Source organism: Arthrobacter sp. NicSoilB11 (assembly GCF_019977375.1).
Classification (GTDB): domain Bacteria; phylum Actinomycetota; class Actinomycetes; order Actinomycetales; family Micrococcaceae; genus Arthrobacter.
In genome coordinates this window covers 3,724,613-3,746,668 of record NZ_AP024657.1, presented here as the reverse complement: position 1 = coordinate 3,746,668, position 22,056 = coordinate 3,724,613, and the positions used below count along the sequence as shown (strand labels likewise).

The following is a 22,056-nucleotide window of genomic DNA, read 5'->3' as shown; positions in this document are numbered from 1 at the left end:
CGCCACACTTGAAGGGTCATCGGCAGGCCCAAAGGAGGGTGTGGTGCGCAGGCTCATCACGGCGTTTTCGGCAGCGGCCCTGGCAATGCTGTTCCTGGCCGGCTGCTCACCGCAGCCGGGAAGTCCACAGCCCTCGCCATCCACGGCGGGCTCTGCCGCCACGTCAGCAACGGCCACCGGTACGGCCGCCGGGCCGACGCCGTCGAGCGTCCCTTCCACACCAACAGCCGCGCCCGGCACTTCTGCGGCCGGTTCTGCCGCGGCTGCCTGGACCACGTTCACGACGGCGGATGGCGCCATGGCGTTCGACTTACCTGCCGCCTGGAGCGTCAAGGATCCGGCAGGGGAGTTGGCGGAGGGCGGAGGGGCCTTTGCGGAGGTGCGGAACCAGGCCGGAAAGGTGATGGCCACGCTGCGGACCAACATGGCCACCGGCTCCACGTGTACCGAGAGGTACCCGTATGAAGTCCTGGACAGCGCGGACATCCCGGTACTGGTCCAGGGCGGAGTGGTGCCGCAGTTCGTGTTCGAGACCCGCGCAAACGCCGCGGCGCCGGGCATGTACCGCACCCCGGCGGCCGGCTACGGCATTACGTCCGGCCCTCCGCCGAGTGGTCCCGACGCCTGCCCCATCTTCCAGTTTTTCCGGTGGCCGCCCAACGCTGCCATGTTCGGCGCCTCCTACGACCCGGAAATCAACGCGACACCCGGCGACCAGTCACTGCCGTACCTTGAGCTGGCGCGGAAATACCGGGACACGGCCGAGTACGCGGACATCAAGAGAATGATCACCTCGCTGCGGCCGGTAAACCGCTGACCGGACGATACGTGGGCCTGGCCCCTTGTCAACGGGCCAAAGGACCGGTCCTGCCGTCCTGCCGTGACGGTACCCTGTTGACATGGTGCAGGAATTTTCCGACTACCGGGCGGAAGGCATCCTGCTTGCTGGGGCAGGGCGGGCCATACTGCTGCAGCTTGCCAATCCGGCCATTGGCCGGGGCGTGGCGGAACACAGCACGTTCACTGAGCGCCCCGTCAACAGGCTCAAAGGCACACTGACGTATGTCTACGCGGTCGTCTATGGAAACGACGCCCAGGTTAACGAGGTCCGCCGCAGGGTTAACCGGGCTCATGTTCCGGTGCACGGCACTGCGGACAAAACGTCCGCCGGGTACAACGCCTATGATCCGGAACTGCAGCTCTGGGTGGTAGCCACACTCTACGACACCGCTCTGACCATCATCGAGAAGATCTACGGCCCGCTGGACGATGCAGCTGCCGACGCCATGTACCTGGACTACGCGCGGATCGGCACCGCGCTGCAGCTTCCGCCGGGCATGTGGCCCAAGGACAGGACGGAGTTCGGCCGCTACTGGGCCGAACACGTCTCCACCCTGCACGCGGAGGCCCCCGGGGTCCGCGTTGGACGCGGCCTGCTGTTTCCCAAGCACACAGCCCTGTGGTACCGGGCCATCATCCCCCCTGCCAGGTTCCTCACCGCCGGACTCCTTCCCCACCAGTTGCGGAAAGACTTCGGCCTCGGCTGGAGCGACCGGCACGAACGGCGCTTCAACCGCACCTTTCGCATCCTGGCCGTTGCCTACCCGCGGCTGCCGCGGGGCATCAGGTACTGGTTCAAGAACTACTGCCTGCGCGAACTCGACAGGGACCTGAAGAGGAACACCCGGCCAAGCCAGCGCCAGGGGATCAGTGCCTAGCCCCAGACGCGGTTCACCACCGGTGGAGCAGCGGATCGACGAACGGGCCAGGAGGTTCCTGGCAACTGCTCCGGCCGGCGGCGGCAAAACAAGACTCACTGAGTTCGTGGTCTTTGGCCTCAAGCAGGGCTGGGCCTGCATCTTCGGCGCGGCGCTCCTGGCAGTGCTCATGGCCGCCAGGATCTGGTATCCGGACACTGCCGGCCTGGCGCGCAACGACTTCCTGACGATCGCCGCCGTCGTCATCCAAATCCTGATGGTGGCGTTCAAGCTGGAAACCCTGCGGGAACTGCGGGTCATCGTCCTGTTCCATCTGGTGGGGACCGTCATGGAACTGTTCAAGACGGACGTGGGTTCGTGGTCCTACGATGCCCAAGGCTTCCTGCGCATCGGGGCCGTGCCGCTCTTCAGCGGGTTCATGTATGCCGCCGTGGGCTCGTACATGGTGCGCGTCTACCGGCTGTTCGACCTGAAGTTCGCCGCCTACCCCCGGCGCTGGATCACCGCCGTCCTCGCCGCCGCGATCTACGCCAACTTCTTCACCCACCACTACATCTGGGACCTGCGCTGGGTGCTGCTCGCCGCCGTCGTGCTCATCTACGGCCGGTGCGTCATGCACTTCCGCGTGTTCCGCCGGGAGTTCCACATGCCGCTGCCGGTCTCTTTCCTGCTGGTGGCGCTGTTCATCTGGCTCGCCGAGAACATCGCCACCTGGTCCGGCGCCTGGCTCTACCCCAGCCAGGTGGACGGCTGGCACCCGGTGGGCCTTGAAAAACTCGTGGCTTGGTTCCTGCTAATGATCATCTCTGTGGTGCTGGTGGCCTGGGTGTACAAGCCGCAGCCCCCGGTGGCGGCCACGGGAGGGCGGCGGGAGGCCCCGTCGTCAGCTGTGCTGCGGTAAGGGGGGTCTGCCAAGACCCGTTTCAGCAGGGCCCTCGCTAGGGCTTCGGAAGCGCGCTTTGATGGAGGCTATGGCCTCCGAAACAACCGTCATCAACACCAGCGGGCAGCAGCGACCAGGCATCCCCGGGCACCAGCAGGCCCACTGGGGAGGCGTCTTCGCGATGTCGCTGTGCGTCTTCGCGCTGATCGCCTCCGAGTTCATGCCGGTCAGCCTGCTCACGCCGATGGCCTCGGAACTGCAGGTTTCCGAGGGCATGGTGGGACAGGGCATCGCGGTCTCCGGCGTGCTGGCCGTCCTGACCAGCCTGTCCGTGTCCACTCTGGCCGGCGGCATGAACCGCAAGACCCTGCTGCTGGGCCTGACGGCGCTGATGGCCGCCTCCGCGGCGCTGGTGGCCACGGCCCCGGGGTACCTGCTCTTCATGATCGGCCGCGCCCTCATCGGCGTGGTGATCGGGGGGTTCTGGTCCATGTCGGCAGCCACCGCCATGCGGCTGGTGCCGGCCCACCAGGTGGCGCGGGCCCTGGCCATCTTCAACGGCGGCAACGCCCTCGCAACCGTGCTGGCTGCACCGCTGGGAAGCTACCTTGGCTCCGTCATCGGCTGGCGCGGGGCGTTCTTCTGCCTGGTGCCGGTGGCCGTGCTCGCGCTTCTCTGGCAGTGGATCAGCCTGCCGTCCATGAACGTCCAAAGGCACGCGCGTGCAGCGGGAAACATCTTCGGGATCTTCGCCGCGTTCAAGAGCCGGCCGATTGCCTGGGGCATGGCCGCCTGCGGCGCCTTCTTCATGGGGCAGTTCGTCCTGTTCACCTACGTCCGCCCGTTCCTGGAAACGGTGACCCGCGTCGATGCGGGCATGGTGTCCCTGGTGTTGCTGGTCATCGGTGCGGCGGGATTTGCAGGCACCCTGCTGATCGGCCGGTTTCTCGGCACCGGACTGTACCGGACGCTGGTCTTTATTCCGGCGCTCATGGCGGTCCTTGCCGCAGCGCTCGTTCCCTCCGGCGGGTGGATCGCCGCCGTCGTGGTTCTCCTGGGCCTGTGGGGCCTGATGTCCACGTCCGCGCCGGTGGGCTGGTGGAGCTGGATTGCGAAGGCGATGCCCCACAACGCGGAGGCGGGCGGCGGCCTGATGGTGGCCGTCATCCAAACATCAATCGCCATCGGATCCACGCTGGGCGGAGTGCTGTTCGACTGGGCCGGCTACCGCGTCACCTTCCTGGTGGCCGCAGCGGTCCTTGCGGCGGCGTCCGTCCTGGCCTTCGTGACGTCCCGGGCCACGCCTGCCGGCCCCGGGCAGACAGCATGACCAACGCACACCTTCCCATCTACCCGAACCACCAGGAGGAGAACATGAAGTACACCCAGAGCGGCGGCCAGACGGCGGCCGGGCCCAAGGAATGGTTCACGGGTACGGTCCAGATCGACGGGATCCGGAATCCGGATGAACAGTCAGCCATTGGCTGCGCGCACGTCCGGTTCGCGCCCGGCGCCCGGACCGCCTGGCACCACCACCCCATGGGCCAGACCCTTTACGTGACGGACGGCATCGGCCTGGTGGCCCGCCGCGGCGGCGAGGTCCAGGAAATCCGCCCCGGCGATGTGGTCTACATCGAACCCGGCGAGGAGCACTGGCACGGGGCCACCCCTGAGCGGTTCATGGCACACCTCGCCATGCAGGAAGCCGACGGGAACGGACAGGTTGTCACCTGGCTCCGCCACGTGACCGATGAGGAGTACGGGGCGTAACTCACCGTTGCGCAGAAGGAGGGCGGACGACGCCGGGAGTTCCCGCCGTCGTCCGCCCTCCTTGTGTGTGGGGCAGGTCAGTCCTCGTACGTGTTCGCGATGTAGACATCGCAGGGGGCATTGTGCGCCACACTGTTGGCGACGCTGCCCAGGAGCCGGCCGATGCCGCGCATCCTGCGGTTGCCCACCACGATCAGCCGGGCATCCAGGCGGATGGCTTCTTTGATGAGGGAATCGGCCGGCTTGCCGCGGGCAGCGAAGTGGGTAATCTCCACTCCCGGCCGCGAGGCGCCGAGCGACTTTGCCACCATCTCCGAGCTGTCCGCGTTGGAGATGCGCACCTTGTCCGAGCCCACCCCGAAGGTTTCGGCGTTCTCCATTTCAAAGGCGGTCACCACATGGAGTGTCGCTCCCAGCGACTCCGCCAGCCCCAGCGCCACTTCCGCAGCCTTCCGTGCGGACGGGCTGGCGTCCACACCTACAACGATTACACCGCTCATGTCCTGCTCCTTCGTCCAGTCCTGGCCTTAATGTTCACTGCCAGTCTAGGGACTACCCCTCCCGGGCCCTCGTATCACACGGCCTGGGGCACCGTCTCATGGATCCCGGCAGTCAGAACGCGGATCCAATCGAGGCAAGGCCGGCGGCGGACGCCCCCGCGTACCGGTTGGCCGGCCGTGGCAGGCCGTAGTGCTCCCGCAGGGTCCGGCCTGTGTATTCGGTGCGGAACAGGCCGCGCTCCTGCAGGATGGGCACCACCTGGTCCACGAAGGTTTCCAGCCCGGACGGGAGCACCGGCGGCATGATGTTGAAGCCGTCCGCCGCTCCGCCGTCGAACCATTCCTGGATGGCGTCCGCCACCTGCACCGGGGTGCCGGTGAAGGTGCGGTGCCCGCGGCCGCCGCCCAGGCGGCCGATCAGCTGCCGCACGGTGAGCTGCTCCCGGCGCGCCAGCTGGACGATCAGGGTGTAGCGGCTCTTGGCGCCCTCGATCTCATCCTCGCTGGGCAGGTTGTCCGGCAGCTGCCGGTCCAGCGGGAGGTCCTCCGGGTCCACGCGCAGGGTCTTGGCCAGCTGGATCCGGGCGTATTCGGGTTTGATCAGCCGGTCCAGCTCGCGCTCCAGCTCCTGGGCTTCCTCCGCTGTGGCACCAATGACCGGCACGATGCCCGGCAGGATCTTGATGGCCTCCGGATCACGGCCGGCGGCCGCGGTGCGGGCCTTCAGGTCGCGGTAGAACTCCTGCGCATCGGCAAGGGTCTGGTGGGCGGTAAAGACGGCATCCGCGTACCGGGCAGCGAGGTCCTTGCCGTCCTCGGACGAGCCCGCCTGGACGATCAGCGGGTGCCCCTGCGGTGAGCGGGGAACGTTCAGGGGACCGCGGACCTTGAAGTGCCTGCCCTCGTGGTCGATGGCCCGGATCTTGTCCGCGTCACCCCACACGCCTTCGGCCTTGTCGGCCAGCACGGCGTCGTCCTGCCAGCTGTCCCACAGCTTCTGCGCCACCTCGATGAACTCTGCGGCGCGCTCGTACCGGACAGCGTGGGCGGGCTGGTCGTCCACGCCGAAGTTGCGGGCGGCGTCCGGGCCGGCCGTGGTCACCACGTTCCACCCTGCCCGTCCGCCGCTGGCCCAGTCCACGGACGCGAAGCGGCGGGCCAGGTTGAAGGGCTCGTTGTAGGTGGTGGACGCGGTGGCGATCAGCCCGATCCGTTCGGTGGCGCCGGCGATCGCCGTCAGCAGCACCGTGGGCTCGAGCTTGCCGGCAGGACGGCGGCCCACCTCGCCGAACAGGACGGGGGAGTCGGCAAAGAAGATGGAGTCCAGCTTGCCGCGCTCGGCAGTCTGGGCGAGCAACTTGTAGTGCCCAATATCCGTGCTGGCCTGCGGATCGCTTTCCGGCAGCCGCCATGAGGCCTCGTGGTGGCCGGTGCTCATCAGGAACGCGTTCAGGTGGAGCCGGCGCCGGGGAGGGTTATTGGAAGTCATGGGTAGTCCTTCGGGTCTGGTGGTTCAGTGGGTGGCGCCGACGACGCCAAGATCGGTGAGGAGGCCGCGGCGGAGGGCTTCATGCCCGGCCGCATCGGCGGAGGAGCGGATCTCCGGCGTTACCGGGCGGACGGTGGCGATGCGGCCGTGGTCCAGGACCACGATCCGGTCTGCAAGCGCGATGGCCTCGTCCACGTCGTGCGTGACCAGCAGGACGGCTGGGCGGTGCGCGGCCACCAGGTCCTGGAGCAGCCCGTGCATCCTGATCCGGGTCAGCGCATCCAGGGCGCCGAACGGCTCGTCGGCCAGCAGCAGCTGGGGTTCGCGGACCAGTGAACGGGCCAGCGCCACGCGCTGCTGTTCGCCGCCGGACAGCTGGTGCGGCCATGCTTTTTCACGTCCGGCGAGCCCCACTTCGGCGAGGGCCTTGCGGGCGCGGGCTTCGGCGTCGTGCTCCCGGACGCCCAGGGTGACATTGCCCAGCACGCTGTCCCAGGGCAGGAGCCGCGAGTCCTGGAAAACCACGGAGACGCGGTCCGGGACGCTGATCACGCCGCTGCCCCGGACGTCGTGGTCCAGGCCGGCCAGGGCGCGCAGCAGGGTGCTTTTGCCGCAGCCGCTGGGTCCCAGCAGGGCCACGAACTCGCCGGGGGCGATGTCCAGGTCAACGCCGTTCAGGACTCCCTTCGGGCCGAATCCCCGGACCAGGTCCCGGACGGAAACGGCGGAACGTACGGGACGTGCGGGGCCGATGGCGGTCAGCCCGCCAGGGTGCGCTGCCATGAGAGGGCCTTTCGTTCGATGAAGCGGACAATGCCGTCGGAGAGGAGGCCAAGGATGCCGTAGACGGCCAAGCCCAGGACGATGATGTTGGTCTGGCCGTAGGTGCGGGCGAGCTCCATCATGTAGCCGATGCCGCTGGTGGCGTTGATCTGCTCCACCACCACCAGGGACACCCAGGCGCCGGTCACGGCGAAGCGCAGGCCCAGGAAGAACCCGGGCAGGGCACCGGGGAGGACCACCTTGCGGATGAAGCCGGCCCGGCTGAGCCCCACGGTCTGTGCGAGCTCCACGAAGCGCAGGTCGATGCCGCGCAGGCCCGCATGCGTCTGCAGGTACACCGGGACAAAGACGCCCAGGGTGATGGTGAGGACCTTCATGGTCTCGTCGATGCCGAACCACAGGATCAGCAGCGGGATCAGGGCCAGGCCGGGGATGGCGCGCTTGATCTGCACGGGCCCGTCGATGAGGGCCTCACCCACCCGGCTCAGCCCGGACAGGAGCGCCAGGACGGCGCCCACCAGGATGCCGAAGAAGAGCCCCAGGCCGGCGCGCTGGGCGGAAATGGCCAGGTTCTCCTGGAGCCGGCCGTCCGCGATGAGCTCACCGGCGGTGGCCACCACGGTCCAGGGTTCGGAAAGGATGCGCGGGTCCAGGAGCCCTGTTGCGGAAGAGACTGTCCACAGCAGCAGCAAGGCGGACGGGCCCACCCAGGCGAGCTGCCGGCGTCGTCCGGGCCCCAGCCGCTTCCCTGCGGGCCGCACATCCGGCCGCCCTGCCGGTGCCGGATCCTGGTGGGCTGCCACCACGGGCCGGTCCAGTACGGCGCTCATGCGGCACCTGCCTTTCCGGCGGGCGCAAATGCCGTGCCGGCGAGGGCTTCAAACCTGCTGTCGTACAGGTCGGCCGCCGTCAGCTGCGGCTTCTTCTGCTCGCGGGCCAGGAGGTCGATGGTTTCCTGGTGCCTGGCGATCGCTTCGGTCCAGGCGGTGGGCAGGTCGCGCTTGCCGGTGGCATCGATCAGGTATTGGCCGTCCTCGCGGGACAGCCCCTGGTCCTTGACGTAGTAGCCGTCAAGCCACTGCGCCGGGTGGTCTTCGATCCAGCGCTGCGCCTTGCCCCAGACCTTCACGTAGGCGGCCAGGGCGGCGGCCTTGGCCGGATCGGCCAGGACCTTGGCGGGGGAGTAGAGGAGGCTGGGATCATCGCGCAGCCCGTGGCGGATGGTGGTGGCGCCGTCGGCCTTGTACTTGGCCAGGTAGCGCTTGATCTGGACCCCGCCCAGGGGAGCGGCGTCCACCTGTTTGCTGGCGAGTGCCGTGGCGTAGGCGTCCCCGGTGCTGGGCAGCTCCACCAGCTTGACGTCCTCCTGCCTGAGCCCGGCCTTGTCCAGGATCCGCAGCACCAGCGCACCCTGCGCCTGGCCCGGGCTGTAGGCCACTTTCTTGCCGCGCAGGTCTTCCAGGCGGCTGATGCCCGCTCCCGGGGCGACGCCCAGCTCATAAATGGGATGGTTCACGGCATCCTGGCGGTAGCCCGCGGCGATGATGCGGACGTCGAGGCCGGTCCAGGTGGCGTGGATGGGCGGGATGTCCGCCACGGACCCCACGTCCAGGGCGTTCGCCCGGAACGCCTCGGTTGTCTGCGGGCCGCCGGAGATGTTGGCGAACTCCACCGTGAAGCCGTCCAGGTCCTTGATCAGGCCGGACAGTTCCAGCGCCACTTTGATGCTGGGATCGCCCACCTTGATGGTGGTCCCGGCGGGCACCGAGGCAGCCAGCGGTTCCAGGGCGCCCTGGCTGATGCGGGCGCCGCCTGCGGTGGCGGTCCCGCCGCAGGCGGACAGCAGGCCGACGGCGGGAATCGCCAGAAGTGCGCCCAGCGCACGGCGGCGGGTGAATGCCGGGGAGCCGGGGCTGGAGTGGGGCGGGGGTGCTGGGAAGGACATGGTGTTCCTTTCGGGGAAAGATTCCGGGTACGACGACGGCCCCCGGGGTGTGTGCCCGGGTGGACGTGTGAGGTGGGTGGGGCCGTCGGCGCGGCGGCGTGCCCGCGCTTTGGGCTGGTGCTTACGGCCTGGCCGGTGCCGTGAAAACACTCAAGCACGGTCCGCAGGGCGTTGGCCAGCAGCACGCAATGGAGGCTAAACGCTGCGAAACGGCGCTACTTATGGCGCCATCCGGCCGACAAACGCGGACCAATGGGGACAAGCCAGGCAACGCGGAGCCACGAACCGCAACGGAGGTTAATGTGACTGGACGGCAAGGCGCGGGCGAAGGCCGGCGGCCGGTGAAGCCCTGTGGCCTAGGCGCGGACTTGGCCCTGGGCCATGTCCGCGATCTTTTCGGTGGCCGCCCAGGAGGCCAGGAGCTTGAGGGCCTCCTCGGAAGGGCTGCCGGGAGTGGCGGGATACACGGTGAGCGTGTGCCCGGGGTCCTCTTCCAGGCCCAGGACCTGGTAGTTCAGTTCCAGGAGGCCCACCACGGGGTGCTGGAAGAACTTGGTCCCCGCGTAGTGGCGGCGGACGTTGTGCGCTGCCCAGAGCGTGCGGAACTCGTCACTCCGCATGGACAGCTCACCGATGAGTTCGGCGATGCCCTTGTCATGCGGGTTGCGGCCCGCCTCGCGGCGGAGGATGGCCACATTGGTGTTGGCGGCCCGGTCCCAGTCGGTGTAGAAGTTGTGGGCCCGGGGGTCAAGGAAGATGAACCGGGAGTGGTTGGCCGGCCGTGACGGGGCACGGTACATGTCCGAGTAGAGGGCGTAGCCCAGGGTGTTGGCGGCCACGATGTCCATCCGGTTGTTGCCGATGAACGCAGGTGCCCCGGTGATGGTGTCCAGGAGGTACTGCAGCTCGGGCCGCACTTTCGAGGGCGAGGACCCGCCTGCGCCCGCAGCCCTCTTCCGGCCCGACGTGTTGGCCGCCCGGGCCAGGTCGTAGAGGTGGTCGTGTTCCGCGCGGTCCAGTTCCAGGGCACCGGCAATGGCATCCAGGACACTGTCCGAAACGCCGCTGAGGTTCCCGCGTTCCAGCCGGGTGTAATAGTCCACGCTGACGCCCGCCAGCCGGGCCACCTCCTCGCGGCGCAGCCCCGGTACGCGCCGCCGGCCGCCGTACGGTTCAATGCCGGCCTGCTCAGGGGTGATGCGCCCACGGCGGGAGGACAGGAACTGTCGGACCTCGGCTCGGTTATCCATGGGGACCACGTTACGACCATCGGCATCGCCCTAAGGAGGTTCTGCCAGAACCAGTTACAGCAGGGCCCTCGCTAACGTTCACCGGGCCGGGTTTGATGGGATTGTCCGTTTTCAGCTTTCCACCCCTTGGAGGACCCAGCATGCGCGCAGCCATCATGCACGCCCCCGGAGACGTGCGCGTCGAGGACCGTGACAAACCCGCCATCAGGCAGCCCAGCGACGCGGTCATCAAACTCGTTGCCGCCTGTGTCTGCGGGTCCGACCTCTGGCCCTACCGGGGCGCAGACAAACTGGCCAAACCCATGCCGATGGGCCACGAATACGTGGGAATCGTCGAAGAAGTGGGCGCCGACGTGAAGAATGTCCGCCCCGGCCAATTCGTGGTTGGCTCCTTCTTCGCCTCGGACAACACCTGTGAGATCTGCCGCTCCGGCTACCAAAGCGGCTGCGTCCACCGGCAGGGCGTGGGCGGTGCGCAGGCTGAGTACCTGCGCGTCCCGCTGGCGGACGGCACCCTGGTGGCCACGCCGGAGATGCCCGACGCCGGCATGGTTCCGTCGCTGCTTGCCGCCTCCGATGTCCTGGGCACGGGATGGTTTGCCGCCAAGGCGGCCGAAGCGGGACCAGGCAAAACCGTGGCGGTGGTGGGCGACGGCGCCGTGGGGCTTTTGGGGATCCTGGCCGCACAGCAGATGGGCGCCGAACGCATCATTGCCATGTCCCGCCACGCCGACCGGCAGGCCCTGGCCCGCGAATTCGGCGCCACCGACATCGTCGAGGAGCGCGGGGACGCAGGCGTGAAGAAGATCAAGGAACTCACGGGCGGGCTCGGCGCACACTCGGTCATCGAGGCCGTTGGCACGCAGGAATCCATGCTGCAGGCAATCCACGCCACCCGTGCCGGCGGCCATGTGGGCTTCGTCGGTGTCTCCCATGACGTGGCGCTGCCAGGCCGGGACCTGTTCTACTCGCACGTCCACCTGCACGGCGGTCCCGCTCCGGTCCGGCAGTACCTTCCCGAGCTGATCGACCTGATCCTCCGTGGCGACATCAACCCCGGAAAGGTGTTCGACCTCGAACTCCCCTTGGACCAGGCAGCAGAGGCGTACAAGGCCATGGACGAACGCCGCGCCATCAAGGTGCTCCTCCGGCCCTGACGTTTCACCCGGCTTGGCCAGGCTGCAGAGGGTAGGACTGCCAAGACCAGGTACAACAGGGCCACGCTGGCCCCACCTTTTCCGGGGTTTGATCCGAACAACCCCGGTAGCATTTCAGTTATCCCCCAACAGATCACAGGAGAACCATGACTACCGTCAAGGCTTATGCATCCCCGTCCGCCACGGAGGACCTGGTGGCAACCACCATTGAGCGCCGCGAGGTGGGTCCCCACGACGTCATGATCGACATCAAGTTCGCCGGCATCTGCCACTCGGACATCCACACTGTCCGCGGCGACTGGGGCCGGCAGCAGTACCCGCTGGTTCCCGGCCACGAAATCGCGGGCATCGTTACAGAGGTGGGCTCCGCGGTGACCAAGCATGCCGTTGGCGACCGTGTTGGTGTTGGCTGCATGGTCAACTCCTGCAAGGAGTGCGCCAACTGCCAGAAGGGCGAGGAACAGTACTGCCTCAAGGGCAACGTTGGCACGTACGGCACCGTTGACCGCGACGGCACCATCACCCAGGGCGGCTACTCCACCCACGTTGTGGTGACCGAGGACTTCGTGGTGACCATCCCCGAGGGCATCGAACTCGATGTCGCCGCACCGCTGCTGTGCGCCGGCATCACCACCTACTCACCGCTGCGGCACTGGGGCGCCGGTCCCGGCAAGAAGGTCGCCGTCGTCGGCCTCGGCGGCCTGGGCCACATGGCCGTCAAGCTCGCCCACGCCATGGGCGCCGACGTGACTGTCCTGTCCCAGTCGCTGAAGAAGCAGGAAGACGGCCTGCGCCTGGGCGCTGACAGCTACTTCGCCACCAGCGATCCCGCCACGTTTGAGGTGCTCGCCGGCTCCTTCGACCTCATCATCAACACGGTCAGCGCTTCAATCGACATCAGCTCCTACCTCGGCCTGCTGAAGCTTGACGGCGCACTGGTCAACGTTGGTGCTCCTGCCGAGCCGCTTCCCGTCAATGCGTTCGCACTGATCGGCGGCCGCCGCTCCTTCGCCGGTTCCATGATCGGCGGCATCCGCGAGACCCAGGAGATGCTCAACTTCTGCGCCGAGCACGGCCTGGGCGCCGAGGTCGAGGTCATCCCGGCTGAGAAGATCAACGAAGCCTACGAGCGCGTCCTTGCCTCGGACGTCCGCTACCGCTTCGTGATCGACACCGCCACCCTCTAAAGCACCACCCCCGCGCGGCGGGCCGGCTCCGAAAGGGGCCGGCCCGCCGTCGTCCGTGGCAGAAGCAGCAGCCGTGGCAGAAGCATCAACCCGCTACGGGGCGAGGCTCTTGAGGATCGCCGCCGCGGGGCCGTCCACGGCATGCCGGTAGTTGATGCCGGCCCACAGGTTCAGCCAGTCCGGCTCGCCGGCGGCTGCAGCCGCTGCCCGCAGGGGAGTGGTCAGGTGGTGGATCTCCGGGTAGCCGTAGGGGGCATCGGGGTCGTGGCGGCGCATGAATTCGTTGTAGAGGCCGCGGGCGTTGCGGCCCGAGAAGGCGCGGGTGACGGCGGTGGTGGTGAACCGCTCCGATGACGACAACGCGGCCCGGTGCGCCGCCTTGGTTCCCGCTTCATCCGCGCGGAGGAAGGCGGTTCCGGCCTGGACCGCCGCGGCACCCACGGCGAGGGCAGCCCGCGTGTCATCGGGCGTGGCAATCCCGCCGGCCGCGATGAGCGGCACCTCAAGGTCGGAGAGCTCTTCGAGGATGCCATGCAGGGGCACCTCGGGAGGCGGAACATCCGCCTTGAACGTCCCGCGGTGGCCGCCGGCTTCCGGGCCCTGGACGCACAGGGCGTCGGCGCCTGCCTCAAGCGCCTGAAGCGCTTCGCCGCGGTCCGTCACCGTGGCGACCACATACACACCCTGCTTTTGGAGGGCCTGGACCACGCCGGTAGCGGGAACGTCGAAGGTGAAGGACACAACGGCCGGCGCGAGCTCCAGCAGGACCTCGAGCTTTTTGTCCCAGTCGTCATGGTCATGCCGTGGCTCGCCCAGGCTGACACCGAAGCGCTCGGCGTCAGGTGCCAGGGACGCCGCGTACTGCTGAAGGGACGCCGGGCTGATGACCGACGGCTGGGGAACGAACAGGTTGACCCCGAACGCCCGGCTGGTGAGTGAGCGCACCGTCTCAATCTCGGAGCGCATCGCCGCGGCGGTCTTGTATCCGGCCGCGAGGAAGCCGAGGCCGCCGGCGGCAGTGGCAGCCGCCGCGAGCTGAGGTGTGGAGGGCCCGCCTGCCATCGGTGCCTGGATGATCGGCACTGCCAGGGACCCGAGGTTGAACCGGCCGGGCTTTTGCTGGGTATCCATGTTTCCTCCCCGTCCTGCTGCGCGTACCTCACGAATGCTACGCCGTTCCGCGGCGGCGAGCTGCGCCAGGTTGTGCGGTCAGGGCCCCCGTCCCCGCGGGGCAGCAAAAAAAGCGCGGACGACGGCGGGTGGTTCCCCGGCGTCGTCCGCGCCCCTTGGTGGTGGGAGTGCCTAGAGGGCCAGTGCCGCCTCGTCGCCGCGCACACTCAGGGTGAAGGTGTTGGGCCCGCTGCACGTGACATCGATGCGGCAGGTGGTGGTGTTGTGGCGCGACGACAGGTCGCTGACCGCGGAATCGAGGGTCTCGTGGAGTGAGGTACGGTCCCAGATCTTCAGGGTCACGGATTCGGCAGTATTAAACGTCATTGTTCAGACTTTCCTGTATCAAGCCGGCGCTGCGTCCGGTCAATTGGCCTGTCCGCGCTCAGAGGATCGGTGGCCGGTGCTCACCGGTGGGCCTCGTTGCGTCACCAGGATGTCAAGGGCCGATGTGTCCGGCCCTGCCCTTCCATAGTGCCCATGACGAAAGTGCCTGCTCAACCAAAATGCCCTATTATTGCGAGTGATTCTCATCACTTGTGAGCGGGCGCACAGTCCACTCCGGCGTTACGGAAGCGCAGTGCTGCTCCACGCCGTTGCTCGTCGGCTTCGATCAGCTGGTCCGGCCGCCGGTCCATTCGGCATTCATCTTTTACCCCCACCCGGATCGGCATTAAGGCTGCCCCTCGCCACGATCTCCCGCGCAATCTCCTGGATCCGGCGGTTGCCGGATGCGGCAGCGGCCTGGAGGAGGTCCAGTGCGCCGTCCCGGCCGCCGCGGGCCTGGAGCATAACCAGCGCAATGGCCGCGTCAACCACCGCGCGCGACTTCAGTGCGGCCCGCAGGTCCTCGGAAAAGACCTCGGGGGCGTGGAGCCGCAGGGCGAGCCGAAGGATGCGGGACATCGACGCCGCCTGGTCCTCCACCAGCTTGACGGTCTCGGCGGCGAAGGCATGGACAGCATGCGCGTAGCAATTGAGGGCCGCTTGGGAAAGGGGCTCCGTGCGGATGGGTACCGCCAAAACCGAGCGCACACCCAGCTTTGCAACGGCATAGGTGTACGGTGCCCACCTCTGGTCAAGCTGCAGGTCGTCGATCAATACGCTGCGCTGCTCCCTGAGCGCGGCGAGGCATGGGCCTATGCCAAAGGCGTACTGGGTCTCGTCCAGCCGGCGGCCCTCTTCGCTGCTGTAGGCAAACGTGGACAGGGCGCCGTCGCGCTCCACGGTGACCGTACATGCCACCGGCGTCCCGTCTCCCCCCAGCTGCGACGCGGATATGGTCGCAAGGCCCAGGAGGAACTGCGAAAATTCCGGGGTGTTGAGCAATAAATCCTGATACTGGTCTGCGGTGGTGACTGCATCGTTGTTGGCCATAAGGCCTCAATCCCTAGTTGCGCCAGTGATCCTTTATTCGACACTACGCCTGTAAAGGGGATTCCGAACAGGGTTTGATGCCCGTCTCACTGATGCTGCTTCAGGAGCTTGGCGCGGCGGCGCCTGGTTCGCTGCCGCCGTCGTCATCCCCTTCCGCATCCCCATCCGCATCCTCTTCCGCGGCCTCCGGCCTGGATGTGAAGTCATTGGAGTAGGGCGCACGCGGCCGCGGCCGCTCGTCAATCAACTCGTTCGCCGCAAGCGCCAGCAGGTCGCGCTGGATCGGCGGCAGCGAGAGAAGGCCCTGCAGGTAGGCCTCCACCTCATATTCGCCTGCGTCTCCGGACATGCCAAAGTACTTCAACCACAGCTCCGACACGGAGATATCCGCTGCCCTGAGGGCTGCACGGAGCCGGCGCCTTTGTTCCGGTTCGTGTGGATCGAAACCCATCCGCGCTGCCTAAATCCCGGACGCCGGCGTCCCGGCCAGAATGGATTCGCTGATGTTCAGCAGGGTGGTGCGCTCGTTCCGCGCCTGGTTCATCAGCTGTTGCAGCGCCGCCTTGTGCGTCGTGCCCAGGCGTTCCATCACCACACCGCAGGCGCGGTTGATGACATCCCTGCTGTGGAGCGAAGTCTGCAGCCCTTCCGTCATTTTGCGCGGAGCTTCGCTTCCTTGGACGTGCGACAGAAGGGTCGCGGCCGGCCCGGCGAACAGTTGAATCAGCCGCACGCTGGTTTCGTCGTAGCCGGACGGTGTGGCGGCATACAGTTTGAGGGCGCCGATCGCTTCCTTGCCGGCCATCAACGGTGCACTCACCACTGACCGGATGGGCAGTTCCCGCACCGAGTCCCGCCATAGCGGCCACCGCATGTCGTCGTGGAGGTCCTGGACCAGGACGGGAATCTCTGCCGCCCAGGCTGTCAGGCAGGGACCTTCGCCATGGCGGTACTGTTCGGCGTCAGCCTGTTCCACCACCCCGTCGGTGTAGCCGCTGCTGGTCCGCCGGCCCCGGGAGTCAAGCAGGGACACGCCAGCACCGATGGTGCCCGGGACTGACTCCTTGGCGGCCCGCGCCAGGAGGCTGACCGCGGTGCCCACCTTTTCCTCTGTCAGCAACAATCCCTGAATCCGAGCAATCACAATGCTGAGCTCGTCAATGGGCAGGTGCTGGGGCATCTCTCCAGCATATGTTAACCACTTGGCGTCTCCACGCGCCGCTTGGCTGCAACAGTAGGATTGCAGCATGTCGACATCAGCAGATAACGAGTCGGTCCGTCAGCTGCAGGAAATCCTGGTGGGCGCGGAGGGCATTGTGGATTTCCTGTCCGGGCTGTCGGGCATGGCTGCCGCAGCGGTCTCCGAAGCTGCGAACGACACGATCGAGTGTGCTGTCACCCTCAAAGTCCGGCGGCGTCCTGCCACTGCAGCCGGCAGCAGCGACCGTGCGCTGGAGCTCGACCACATAGAGCAGCTGTTGGGCGACGGGCCTTGCGTCCGTGCCCTCCGGGAGATGACTCCGATCATGATTGACGACGTCGCAGAAGACCCGAGATGGCCGGACTTCAACAAGAAGCTGGCCGAGCACAGCGTGCGCAGCAGCCTTGGCGTGCCGTTGGTGATAACCGGTGATGCAAGGGCGGCGTTGAACTTTTTCGCCGCCAAACCCCACGCGTTCACCGCTGATGTATACGATAAGGCAGTTGGTTTCGCTGGTGCCGCCCACAACACCATGCAGCTCTCCGTGCGCATCAACACGAGCGAAAACCGGGCCGAGGACCTGGAAGCCGCCCTTGAGAGCAGGACCGCCATCAATCTGGCCTGCGGCGTGATCATGGCGCAGAACCGATGCTCGCAGGAAGAGGCGATGGAGATCCTCACCAAGGTCTCAAGCAACCGCAACCGTAAGCTCCGGGATGTTGCCAAGGAACTGATTGAGCAGTTGTCCGGCACCAGCGTCCGCACGCACTTCGACTCGTAGCCGGCAGGTTGCCAACCTGATTCCGGTCCGGTCAGTGTGCAGATCTTACGGATACGACGGCGGTCCCTCCGCTTCGGTGAACGTCCCAGCAGTGGCCGCTGCCGATGACGTCGTAGTCCCCGTCGCCCAAGGCCGCTAAAACCACGGCTGTTTGCTCGTCAATGGCCACCGCCCTTTCCACCAGGCCAGCTGCCACGGCGCCCACGGCACGGCTCAGGGTCCCGGCCTGGGCGGCATGGACATCCACGGAAAACCCGGCCAGCCCCAGACCCTCGCGGATATCCACTGAGTCCAGGCCCTCCGAGCACTCTTCGCCGCAAACTTCCACTCCGTTGACCTTGTATCCGCCAACCAACGCCCGCCGGGGTGCCACCATGGCGCCGGCGGAAAACCCCAGATAGGGTGCGCCGCCGGCAACCAGGCGCCGTATCGTTGCGGCCGCGGGGTGCAGGGCCTCCCAATAGGCCGGTGTGAGACCGCCGCCCACCACCACCGCATTGACTTTCGCGAAAGCGCCGGGGTCGGCAGGCTTGCCGTCTGGAAGCGGTACGGCAGCAATGTCGCACTCGATCCTGGCCTGGAGGGGTTCGGCGCAGGCGGCCACGAGTTCCTGCAGGTTGCCGCCGCGTTGGTCCACGGCTACGGCGATGCGGGGAGTCCGGCGGCCGGCATGTTCCCGGACGTCGAGTGCGAACCGGTCGAAGACCTCCTGGAATGCCAGCGGATCCGGGCCCGCCCCGGCGAGGAAGATGCTCATGGCCTTCAAGATACCGGCACGGCCGGGGTGCCCACGGCAGGACCATTGACGCACTTCCAACTGAGGGCTAATCTACAACCAAATGGTTGTAGATACGCTGACTGAGACTGAACTGGACCGCCTCTTCCAGGCGTTCGCCGATTCCACCAGGCGGGACATCGTCCGCCGGGTGACTGTCGGCGAGTACTCCGTTTCCGGCCTGGCAGCGCTTTATGCCATGAGTTTTGCGGCCGTCCAGAAGCATGTGGCGGTGTTGGAGCGGGCATCCCTGGTCGCCAAGGAAAAACGCGGAAGGGAGCAGATCGTGCGGGGCAATCATGAAGGACTGCGGAAAGCCCGGCAGCTGCTCGACGAATATGAACAAATCTGGCGGCAGCGCGCCGCCAGGATGGCAGACATTCTCGCTGAAGGTTAGGAAGGCATTGCCATGGCAGTCATCACTATGGACAAGAACCCGGAGGCGCTGACCCTCACCCTGGTCGCAGAGTTCGACGCCGGCGTCGATCGTGTGTGGCAGCTGTGGGAGGACCCCCGCCAGCTGGAGCGCTGGTGGGGCCCACCCACCTGGCCGGCCACATTCCACAAACTGGAATTCGTCCCCGGCGGCCGTGCCAACTACTACATGACCGGCCCGGAGGGGGAGAAGGCCCACGGCTGGTGGGAATTCACAGCGATTGATGCCCCGCGGACGCTGCAGTTCGACGACGGGTTCGCGGACGACGACGGCAATCCCACCGGCGACCTGGGCGTCACCCACGCCACGGTCACGTTGGAGCCGCTGGGGGAGCGTACCCGCATGACCATCCAATCGTCCTTTGAATCCGAGGAGCAGTTGGAGCAGATGGTGGCCATGGGCATGGAGGAGGGCCTGAAGGGAGCCGTGGGCCAGATCGACGGCATCCTCGCCGAGCACGCCCACGCCTGACTGCACGGTTGCCACGACGAACTCCCGCCACAGCATCTGGTGGGCGGACGACGGCGGGACGTCCCGCCGTCGTCCGCCCACCTTTGCCGTTGAACAAGGAAGCCGCCCGTTGAAATACTGGAAGGTGGTTCAGGCCGAGGGAAGGCGGTGGCAGCAATGAGCGGCGGGACAGGGGATTTCCGGAAGCGCCTGGAGAGGGCAGTGGAGCTCCGTTCATTCCGCGGCGCCGGCATCAGTGCCGAGGAGGAAGCCGCGCTGGACGCCCTCGACGAGAGGGAGCGTGAGAAGCGGAGGAAAGTCAGTGATGCCGCCCGCGCCGAGTACCTGGTCCGGGACGCCATGGCACAGGGCAAGTTCGACAACCTCAAGTACGCGGGCAAACCGATCCCCGGCCTGGGGGACTCGTACGATCCCGACTGGTGGGTCAAGGGGCTGATCCAGCGGGAACATATCAGCGGCCTGGGCCCGGCTGCCATCCTGCTCCGCGGCGAGGACGCTGAGCTCGAAGCCAAGCTGGATACCCAGTACACCGAGCAGCAGGTCCGGGACCTCCTTCAGGATTTCAACCGGCGCGTGATCGATGCCCGCCGCCAGCTGCAGGGCGGGCCGCCGGTGGTCACCAAGACCCGTGACGTGGAGGAGGAGGTGGAGCGCTGGCGCAGCCGGCGTGCGGCGCGGAGTGTGGAAGTTCCCGCCGAACCGGAGCCCCAGCGTTCCTGGTGGAAGCGGTTATGGAAGGGGACGGGCCAGGAATAAGGGTTCCACTGCTCATGGAGCCGACTGGCAGATGGGGGGACAGTTAACGGCGGTCAGCTGGTTTTCCACATAGGGCTTTTGGGTGGCTGTCGCTGTCGGACCCCTGAGGTCTGCCGCTCCGCTGAAGCCAGGGCCTACGGCTTCGGGGTAGGGCTGGGACCAATCATCGAAGCGGGAGGCGGCGCGAACGGGGTTGCGGGATAAAGCGGCGCCACCTTGAGCATGTAGTTGGCCCACTGTGGACCGGCGATCATGTATCCGTCCAGCCGGGGGTAGAAGGTGCCGTTGATGGTCACGTTTTGTCCTGGCCGCTTTTGGCCTTCCAGGGCATCCCCGAAGAAGGAAGCGGTGACCATGCCGGTGGTGTATCCCACCACCCAGGTGGAACCGTTGTTGTTCGAGGTCCCGGTCTTGGCTGCGGTGGGGACCTTGTCATGGACCTTCGGGTTGATCCAGACACCGGAGCCCTTCTTCAGGACATCCTGCAGTACCGAGTTGACGCCGCGGGCTACGTCCGGTTTGACGGCATCGTGGCAGTCCGGGGCCTGGGCGGGCAGCTTCGCCCCGGCTGCATCCGTGACATCAACCAGTCCAATGGGTGCGCAGAAGCGGCCGTCCGTGGCGAAAGTGGCAAAGGCATTGGCAAGGGTAAGGGGGGCAACGCCGGTTCCGCCCAGCAGGTTGCCCAGCTGGTGCATGTTGACCGGGGTGCTGTCGAGGCCACTGTGCAGCCCGACGGCATCCACCATTTTCTGGATGCCGCAGAAGTCCAGCTGTGCCGCCGCGGCGAAGGTGGCGGTATTGATCGAGTTGTACAGGCCGTAGTTGACGGGCATCGGCCGGTAGAAGCCGTCCTCGGCATTCTGCAGGTCGTCGGCAGCACCAAGGGCGGGGTTTGCCTGCGCGGTGCTGTAGGCTCCCAGCACCTTTCCGCAGCTGTCCTTCCACGGGAACCCCAGGGGATAGACGCGGCGTGAGGCGTCCACTTCGGCGGTGATCGACTTTCCCTCGTTCAGCCACTCCGCAAAGGTGAAGGGCTTCATGGTGGACCCGGGCTGGAAACCTCCGGCGCCGTTCAGGTCGTTGCCCTGGGCGTCCTTGGCATCCACGTTGAAGTTGAGGTTGGTGTCGAACTTGCCGGGTTGCGGAAGGAACACCGTGTTTTGGGCCATCGCCAGGATCTTGCCGCTGCCGGGCTGGATGGTTAGCAGCGAAGCTGCCCACCGGTCAGGATTTGCGCCTGCGGTTCCGTCAACCTGGGCCTGTGCGGCGGCCTGAAGCCTGCTGTCCAGGGTGGTGACGATAGTGAGCCCACCCCGGTACAGCCTTCGTTCCCGCTCAGGTTCCGTCGGGCCGTAGGCAGGATTGTTGAGGATCAGGTGCGAGATGTAATCGCAGAAGTACGGCGCGATGGCCGCATTGGCGCAACCCTGCTGCTGGGGCGTGATCTTCAATTCAATCGGAGCGGCCACGGCCTCGTCATGCTGGGCCTGGGTGATCTTGCGCAGGCGCAGCATCTCGGACAGGACCTGGTTGCGGCGCACAATGGACTTGTCCGGGTTGGTGGCCGGGTTGTACAGGGTTGGGCTGTTGACCAGCCCGGCCAGCAAGGCTGCCTGGGGAAGGGTGAGGTCTTTCGCGCTGGTGCTGAAGAAGTAGCGTGCCGCGGCTTCAATTCCGTAGGCGTTGCTGCTGAAGAACACGATGTTGAGGTAACCCTCAAGGATCTGGTCCTTGGTGTACTTCTTCTCCAGCGTGATGGCGAGCTTCATTTCCCGCAGTTTGTCGCCAAGGGTCTTCTGCCCGTTCAGCACCACCGCGTCCGGCCTGTCCTGTGAGAGCTGTGCCTCGTTCAGGACGTTGGTGACGTACTGCTGGGTGATGGTCGAGGCGCCCTGCTCGCCGCCCTTGGTCAGGTTGGACACCATCGCCCGCAGGATCCCCTGCGGGTCAACACCCGCATGGTCGTAAAACCTGCTGTCCTCGATGGCGACAATGCCGGTCTTGATGAAGGGCGACATCTGGTCCAGCGGTACCCGCACACGGTTCTCCGCGTAAAACGTGGCGATCGGTTGCCCATCGGCGGTCAGGACCTTCGTAGCCTGCGACGGCGGCTGCACCGTCAATTCCGCCGGCAGGCTTTCGAAGAAGCCAATGGAGGAACTGACGCCCATCCCGGCGGCTGCCACAGCCGGAACCACCAAGCTGGCTGCCAGCACGCCGCACATGACGCTCGCTGCAAGGAACCCCAGGACCCGTCCCAGGGCCGCGCCAAAACCGCCCCTGCGCTTCCGCTTCTTCACCATTCCTCAGCCCTCGTCCTGTGAGGTGGGAACAGGATACGCCCCTGCCAAGGGCCGAAACAGTGGCGGAAGGTCAGGATTTGGTCACACCAAACCATTGACCA

24 protein-coding genes are annotated in these 22,056 nt (G+C 66.7%); 11 read left to right on the top strand and 13 right to left on the bottom strand.

Annotated elements, in window-relative coordinates:
- Positions 1-43: 43 nt before the first annotated feature.
- From LDO14_RS17495 to LDO14_RS17475, 5 genes are all read left to right on the top strand, one after another.
- Positions 44-817: a hypothetical protein gene (locus LDO14_RS17495; RefSeq protein ID WP_018770624.1), complete on the top strand. Its 774-nt coding sequence runs from the start codon at positions 44-46 to the stop codon at positions 815-817.
- Positions 818-899: 82 nt separating this feature from the next.
- The gene (locus tag LDO14_RS17490) at positions 900-1,718 is read left to right on the top strand and encodes an oxygenase MpaB family protein (protein ID WP_018770623.1); all 819 of its coding nucleotides are present in this window, start codon (positions 900-902) and stop codon (positions 1,716-1,718) included.
- Positions 1,711-2,619 (top strand): DUF817 domain-containing protein, encoded by a 909-nt coding sequence (locus LDO14_RS17485; protein ID WP_134165480.1) that lies wholly within the window; start codon positions 1,711-1,713, stop codon positions 2,617-2,619. The genes LDO14_RS17490 and LDO14_RS17485 overlap by 8 nt, the downstream gene beginning before the upstream one ends.
- Positions 2,620-2,689: 70 nt before the next feature.
- Entirely contained in the window at positions 2,690-3,931 is a 1,242-nt protein-coding gene (locus tag LDO14_RS17480; RefSeq protein ID WP_018770621.1) for an MFS transporter, read from the top strand.
- Between the two features lie 44 nt (positions 3,932-3,975).
- A complete protein-coding gene (locus LDO14_RS17475; protein WP_026265976.1) occupies positions 3,976-4,371 on the top strand; it encodes a cupin domain-containing protein in 396 nt (131 codons plus the stop codon).
- Positions 4,372-4,448: 77 nt separating this feature from the next.
- Here the strand turns inward: LDO14_RS17475 and LDO14_RS17470 are convergent, their stop codons facing one another.
- The 6 genes from LDO14_RS17470 to LDO14_RS17445 form a co-directional block, all read right to left on the bottom strand.
- On the bottom strand, positions 4,449-4,871 hold the full coding sequence (locus LDO14_RS17470) for a universal stress protein (RefSeq protein ID WP_018770619.1): 423 nt from the start codon (positions 4,869-4,871) through the stop codon (positions 4,449-4,451).
- 112 nt (positions 4,872-4,983) lie between these two features.
- Positions 4,984-6,360, bottom strand: a complete 1,377-nt coding sequence (locus LDO14_RS17465; protein WP_018770618.1) for an LLM class flavin-dependent oxidoreductase — start codon at positions 6,358-6,360, stop codon at positions 4,984-4,986.
- A gap of 24 nt (positions 6,361-6,384) precedes the next feature.
- Positions 6,385-7,143: an ABC transporter ATP-binding protein gene (locus LDO14_RS17460; protein ID WP_018770617.1), complete on the bottom strand. Its 759-nt coding sequence runs from the start codon at positions 7,141-7,143 to the stop codon at positions 6,385-6,387.
- Positions 7,119-7,973 carry an ABC transporter permease gene (locus tag LDO14_RS17455; protein ID WP_223992704.1) on the bottom strand — a complete coding sequence of 285 codons (855 nt, stop codon included), beginning with the start codon at positions 7,971-7,973 and terminating at the stop codon, positions 7,119-7,121. Before LDO14_RS17455 ends, LDO14_RS17460 begins: the two co-directional genes overlap by 25 nt.
- A complete protein-coding gene (locus LDO14_RS17450; protein ID WP_223992702.1) occupies positions 7,970-9,088 on the bottom strand; it encodes an ABC transporter substrate-binding protein in 1,119 nt (372 codons plus the stop codon). The genes LDO14_RS17455 and LDO14_RS17450 overlap by 4 nt, the downstream gene beginning before the upstream one ends.
- 356 nt (positions 9,089-9,444) lie before the next feature.
- Positions 9,445-10,338: a helix-turn-helix transcriptional regulator gene (locus LDO14_RS17445; protein ID WP_223992701.1), complete on the bottom strand. Its 894-nt coding sequence runs from the start codon at positions 10,336-10,338 to the stop codon at positions 9,445-9,447.
- Between the two features lie 140 nt (positions 10,339-10,478).
- Here LDO14_RS17445 and LDO14_RS17440 point away from each other — a divergent pair, with 140 nt between their 5' ends.
- Together LDO14_RS17440 and LDO14_RS17435 are read left to right on the top strand one after the other, a co-directional pair.
- Positions 10,479-11,495, top strand: a complete 1,017-nt coding sequence (locus LDO14_RS17440; RefSeq protein WP_018770613.1) for a zinc-dependent alcohol dehydrogenase family protein — start codon at positions 10,479-10,481, stop codon at positions 11,493-11,495.
- Between the two features lie 146 nt (positions 11,496-11,641).
- Positions 11,642-12,682 (top strand): NAD(P)-dependent alcohol dehydrogenase, encoded by a 1,041-nt coding sequence (locus tag LDO14_RS17435; RefSeq protein WP_223992700.1) that lies wholly within the window; start codon positions 11,642-11,644, stop codon positions 12,680-12,682.
- A gap of 93 nt (positions 12,683-12,775) precedes the next feature.
- Here LDO14_RS17435 and LDO14_RS17430 read toward each other — a convergent pair whose 3' ends face one another.
- From LDO14_RS17430 to LDO14_RS17410, 5 genes are all read right to left on the bottom strand, one after another.
- A complete protein-coding gene (locus tag LDO14_RS17430; RefSeq protein ID WP_018770611.1) occupies positions 12,776-13,813 on the bottom strand; it encodes a nitronate monooxygenase in 1,038 nt (345 codons plus the stop codon).
- Positions 13,814-13,984: 171 nt separating this feature from the next.
- Positions 13,985-14,179 (bottom strand): hypothetical protein, encoded by a 195-nt coding sequence (locus LDO14_RS17425; RefSeq protein ID WP_134165466.1) that lies wholly within the window; start codon positions 14,177-14,179, stop codon positions 13,985-13,987.
- 318 nt (positions 14,180-14,497) lie between these two features.
- Positions 14,498-15,229 carry a GAF and ANTAR domain-containing protein gene (locus tag LDO14_RS17420; protein WP_223992697.1) on the bottom strand — a complete coding sequence of 244 codons (732 nt, stop codon included), beginning with the start codon at positions 15,227-15,229 and terminating at the stop codon, positions 14,498-14,500.
- Between the two features lie 100 nt (positions 15,230-15,329).
- Positions 15,330-15,680 carry a hypothetical protein gene (locus LDO14_RS17415; RefSeq protein WP_134165464.1) on the bottom strand — a complete coding sequence of 117 codons (351 nt, stop codon included), beginning with the start codon at positions 15,678-15,680 and terminating at the stop codon, positions 15,330-15,332.
- A 9-nt stretch (positions 15,681-15,689) separates the two neighbouring features.
- Positions 15,690-16,409 carry a GAF and ANTAR domain-containing protein gene (locus LDO14_RS17410; RefSeq protein WP_223992695.1) on the bottom strand — a complete coding sequence of 240 codons (720 nt, stop codon included), beginning with the start codon at positions 16,407-16,409 and terminating at the stop codon, positions 15,690-15,692.
- 67 nt (positions 16,410-16,476) lie between these two features.
- On the opposite strand from LDO14_RS17410, the gene LDO14_RS17405 reads away from it, so the two are divergent.
- Entirely contained in the window at positions 16,477-17,211 is a 735-nt protein-coding gene (locus LDO14_RS17405) for a GAF and ANTAR domain-containing protein (protein WP_223992693.1), read from the top strand.
- Positions 17,212-17,242: 31 nt separating this feature from the next.
- Here LDO14_RS17405 and LDO14_RS17400 read toward each other — a convergent pair whose 3' ends face one another.
- Entirely contained in the window at positions 17,243-17,968 is a 726-nt protein-coding gene (locus tag LDO14_RS17400) for a Type 1 glutamine amidotransferase-like domain-containing protein (protein ID WP_223992691.1), read from the bottom strand.
- An 82-nt stretch (positions 17,969-18,050) separates the two neighbouring features.
- Between LDO14_RS17400 and LDO14_RS17395 the strand changes: the two genes are divergently transcribed.
- The 3 genes from LDO14_RS17395 to LDO14_RS17385 all read left to right on the top strand — a co-directional run bounded on the left by LDO14_RS17395 (position 18,051) and on the right by LDO14_RS17385 (position 19,649).
- Positions 18,051-18,383 (top strand): metalloregulator ArsR/SmtB family transcription factor, encoded by a 333-nt coding sequence (locus LDO14_RS17395; protein ID WP_134165462.1) that lies wholly within the window; start codon positions 18,051-18,053, stop codon positions 18,381-18,383.
- Between the two features lie 12 nt (positions 18,384-18,395).
- A complete protein-coding gene (locus LDO14_RS17390; protein WP_223992689.1) occupies positions 18,396-18,893 on the top strand; it encodes an SRPBCC domain-containing protein in 498 nt (165 codons plus the stop codon).
- Positions 18,894-19,049: 156 nt separating this feature from the next.
- On the top strand, positions 19,050-19,649 hold the full coding sequence (locus LDO14_RS17385; protein ID WP_223995302.1) for a DUF1992 domain-containing protein: 600 nt from the start codon (positions 19,050-19,052) through the stop codon (positions 19,647-19,649).
- A gap of 134 nt (positions 19,650-19,783) precedes the next feature.
- Here the strand turns inward: LDO14_RS17385 and LDO14_RS17380 are convergent, their stop codons facing one another.
- The gene (locus tag LDO14_RS17380) at positions 19,784-21,955 is read right to left on the bottom strand and encodes a transglycosylase domain-containing protein (protein WP_223992688.1); all 2,172 of its coding nucleotides are present in this window, start codon (positions 21,953-21,955) and stop codon (positions 19,784-19,786) included.
- Positions 21,956-22,056: the final 101 nt, after the last annotated feature.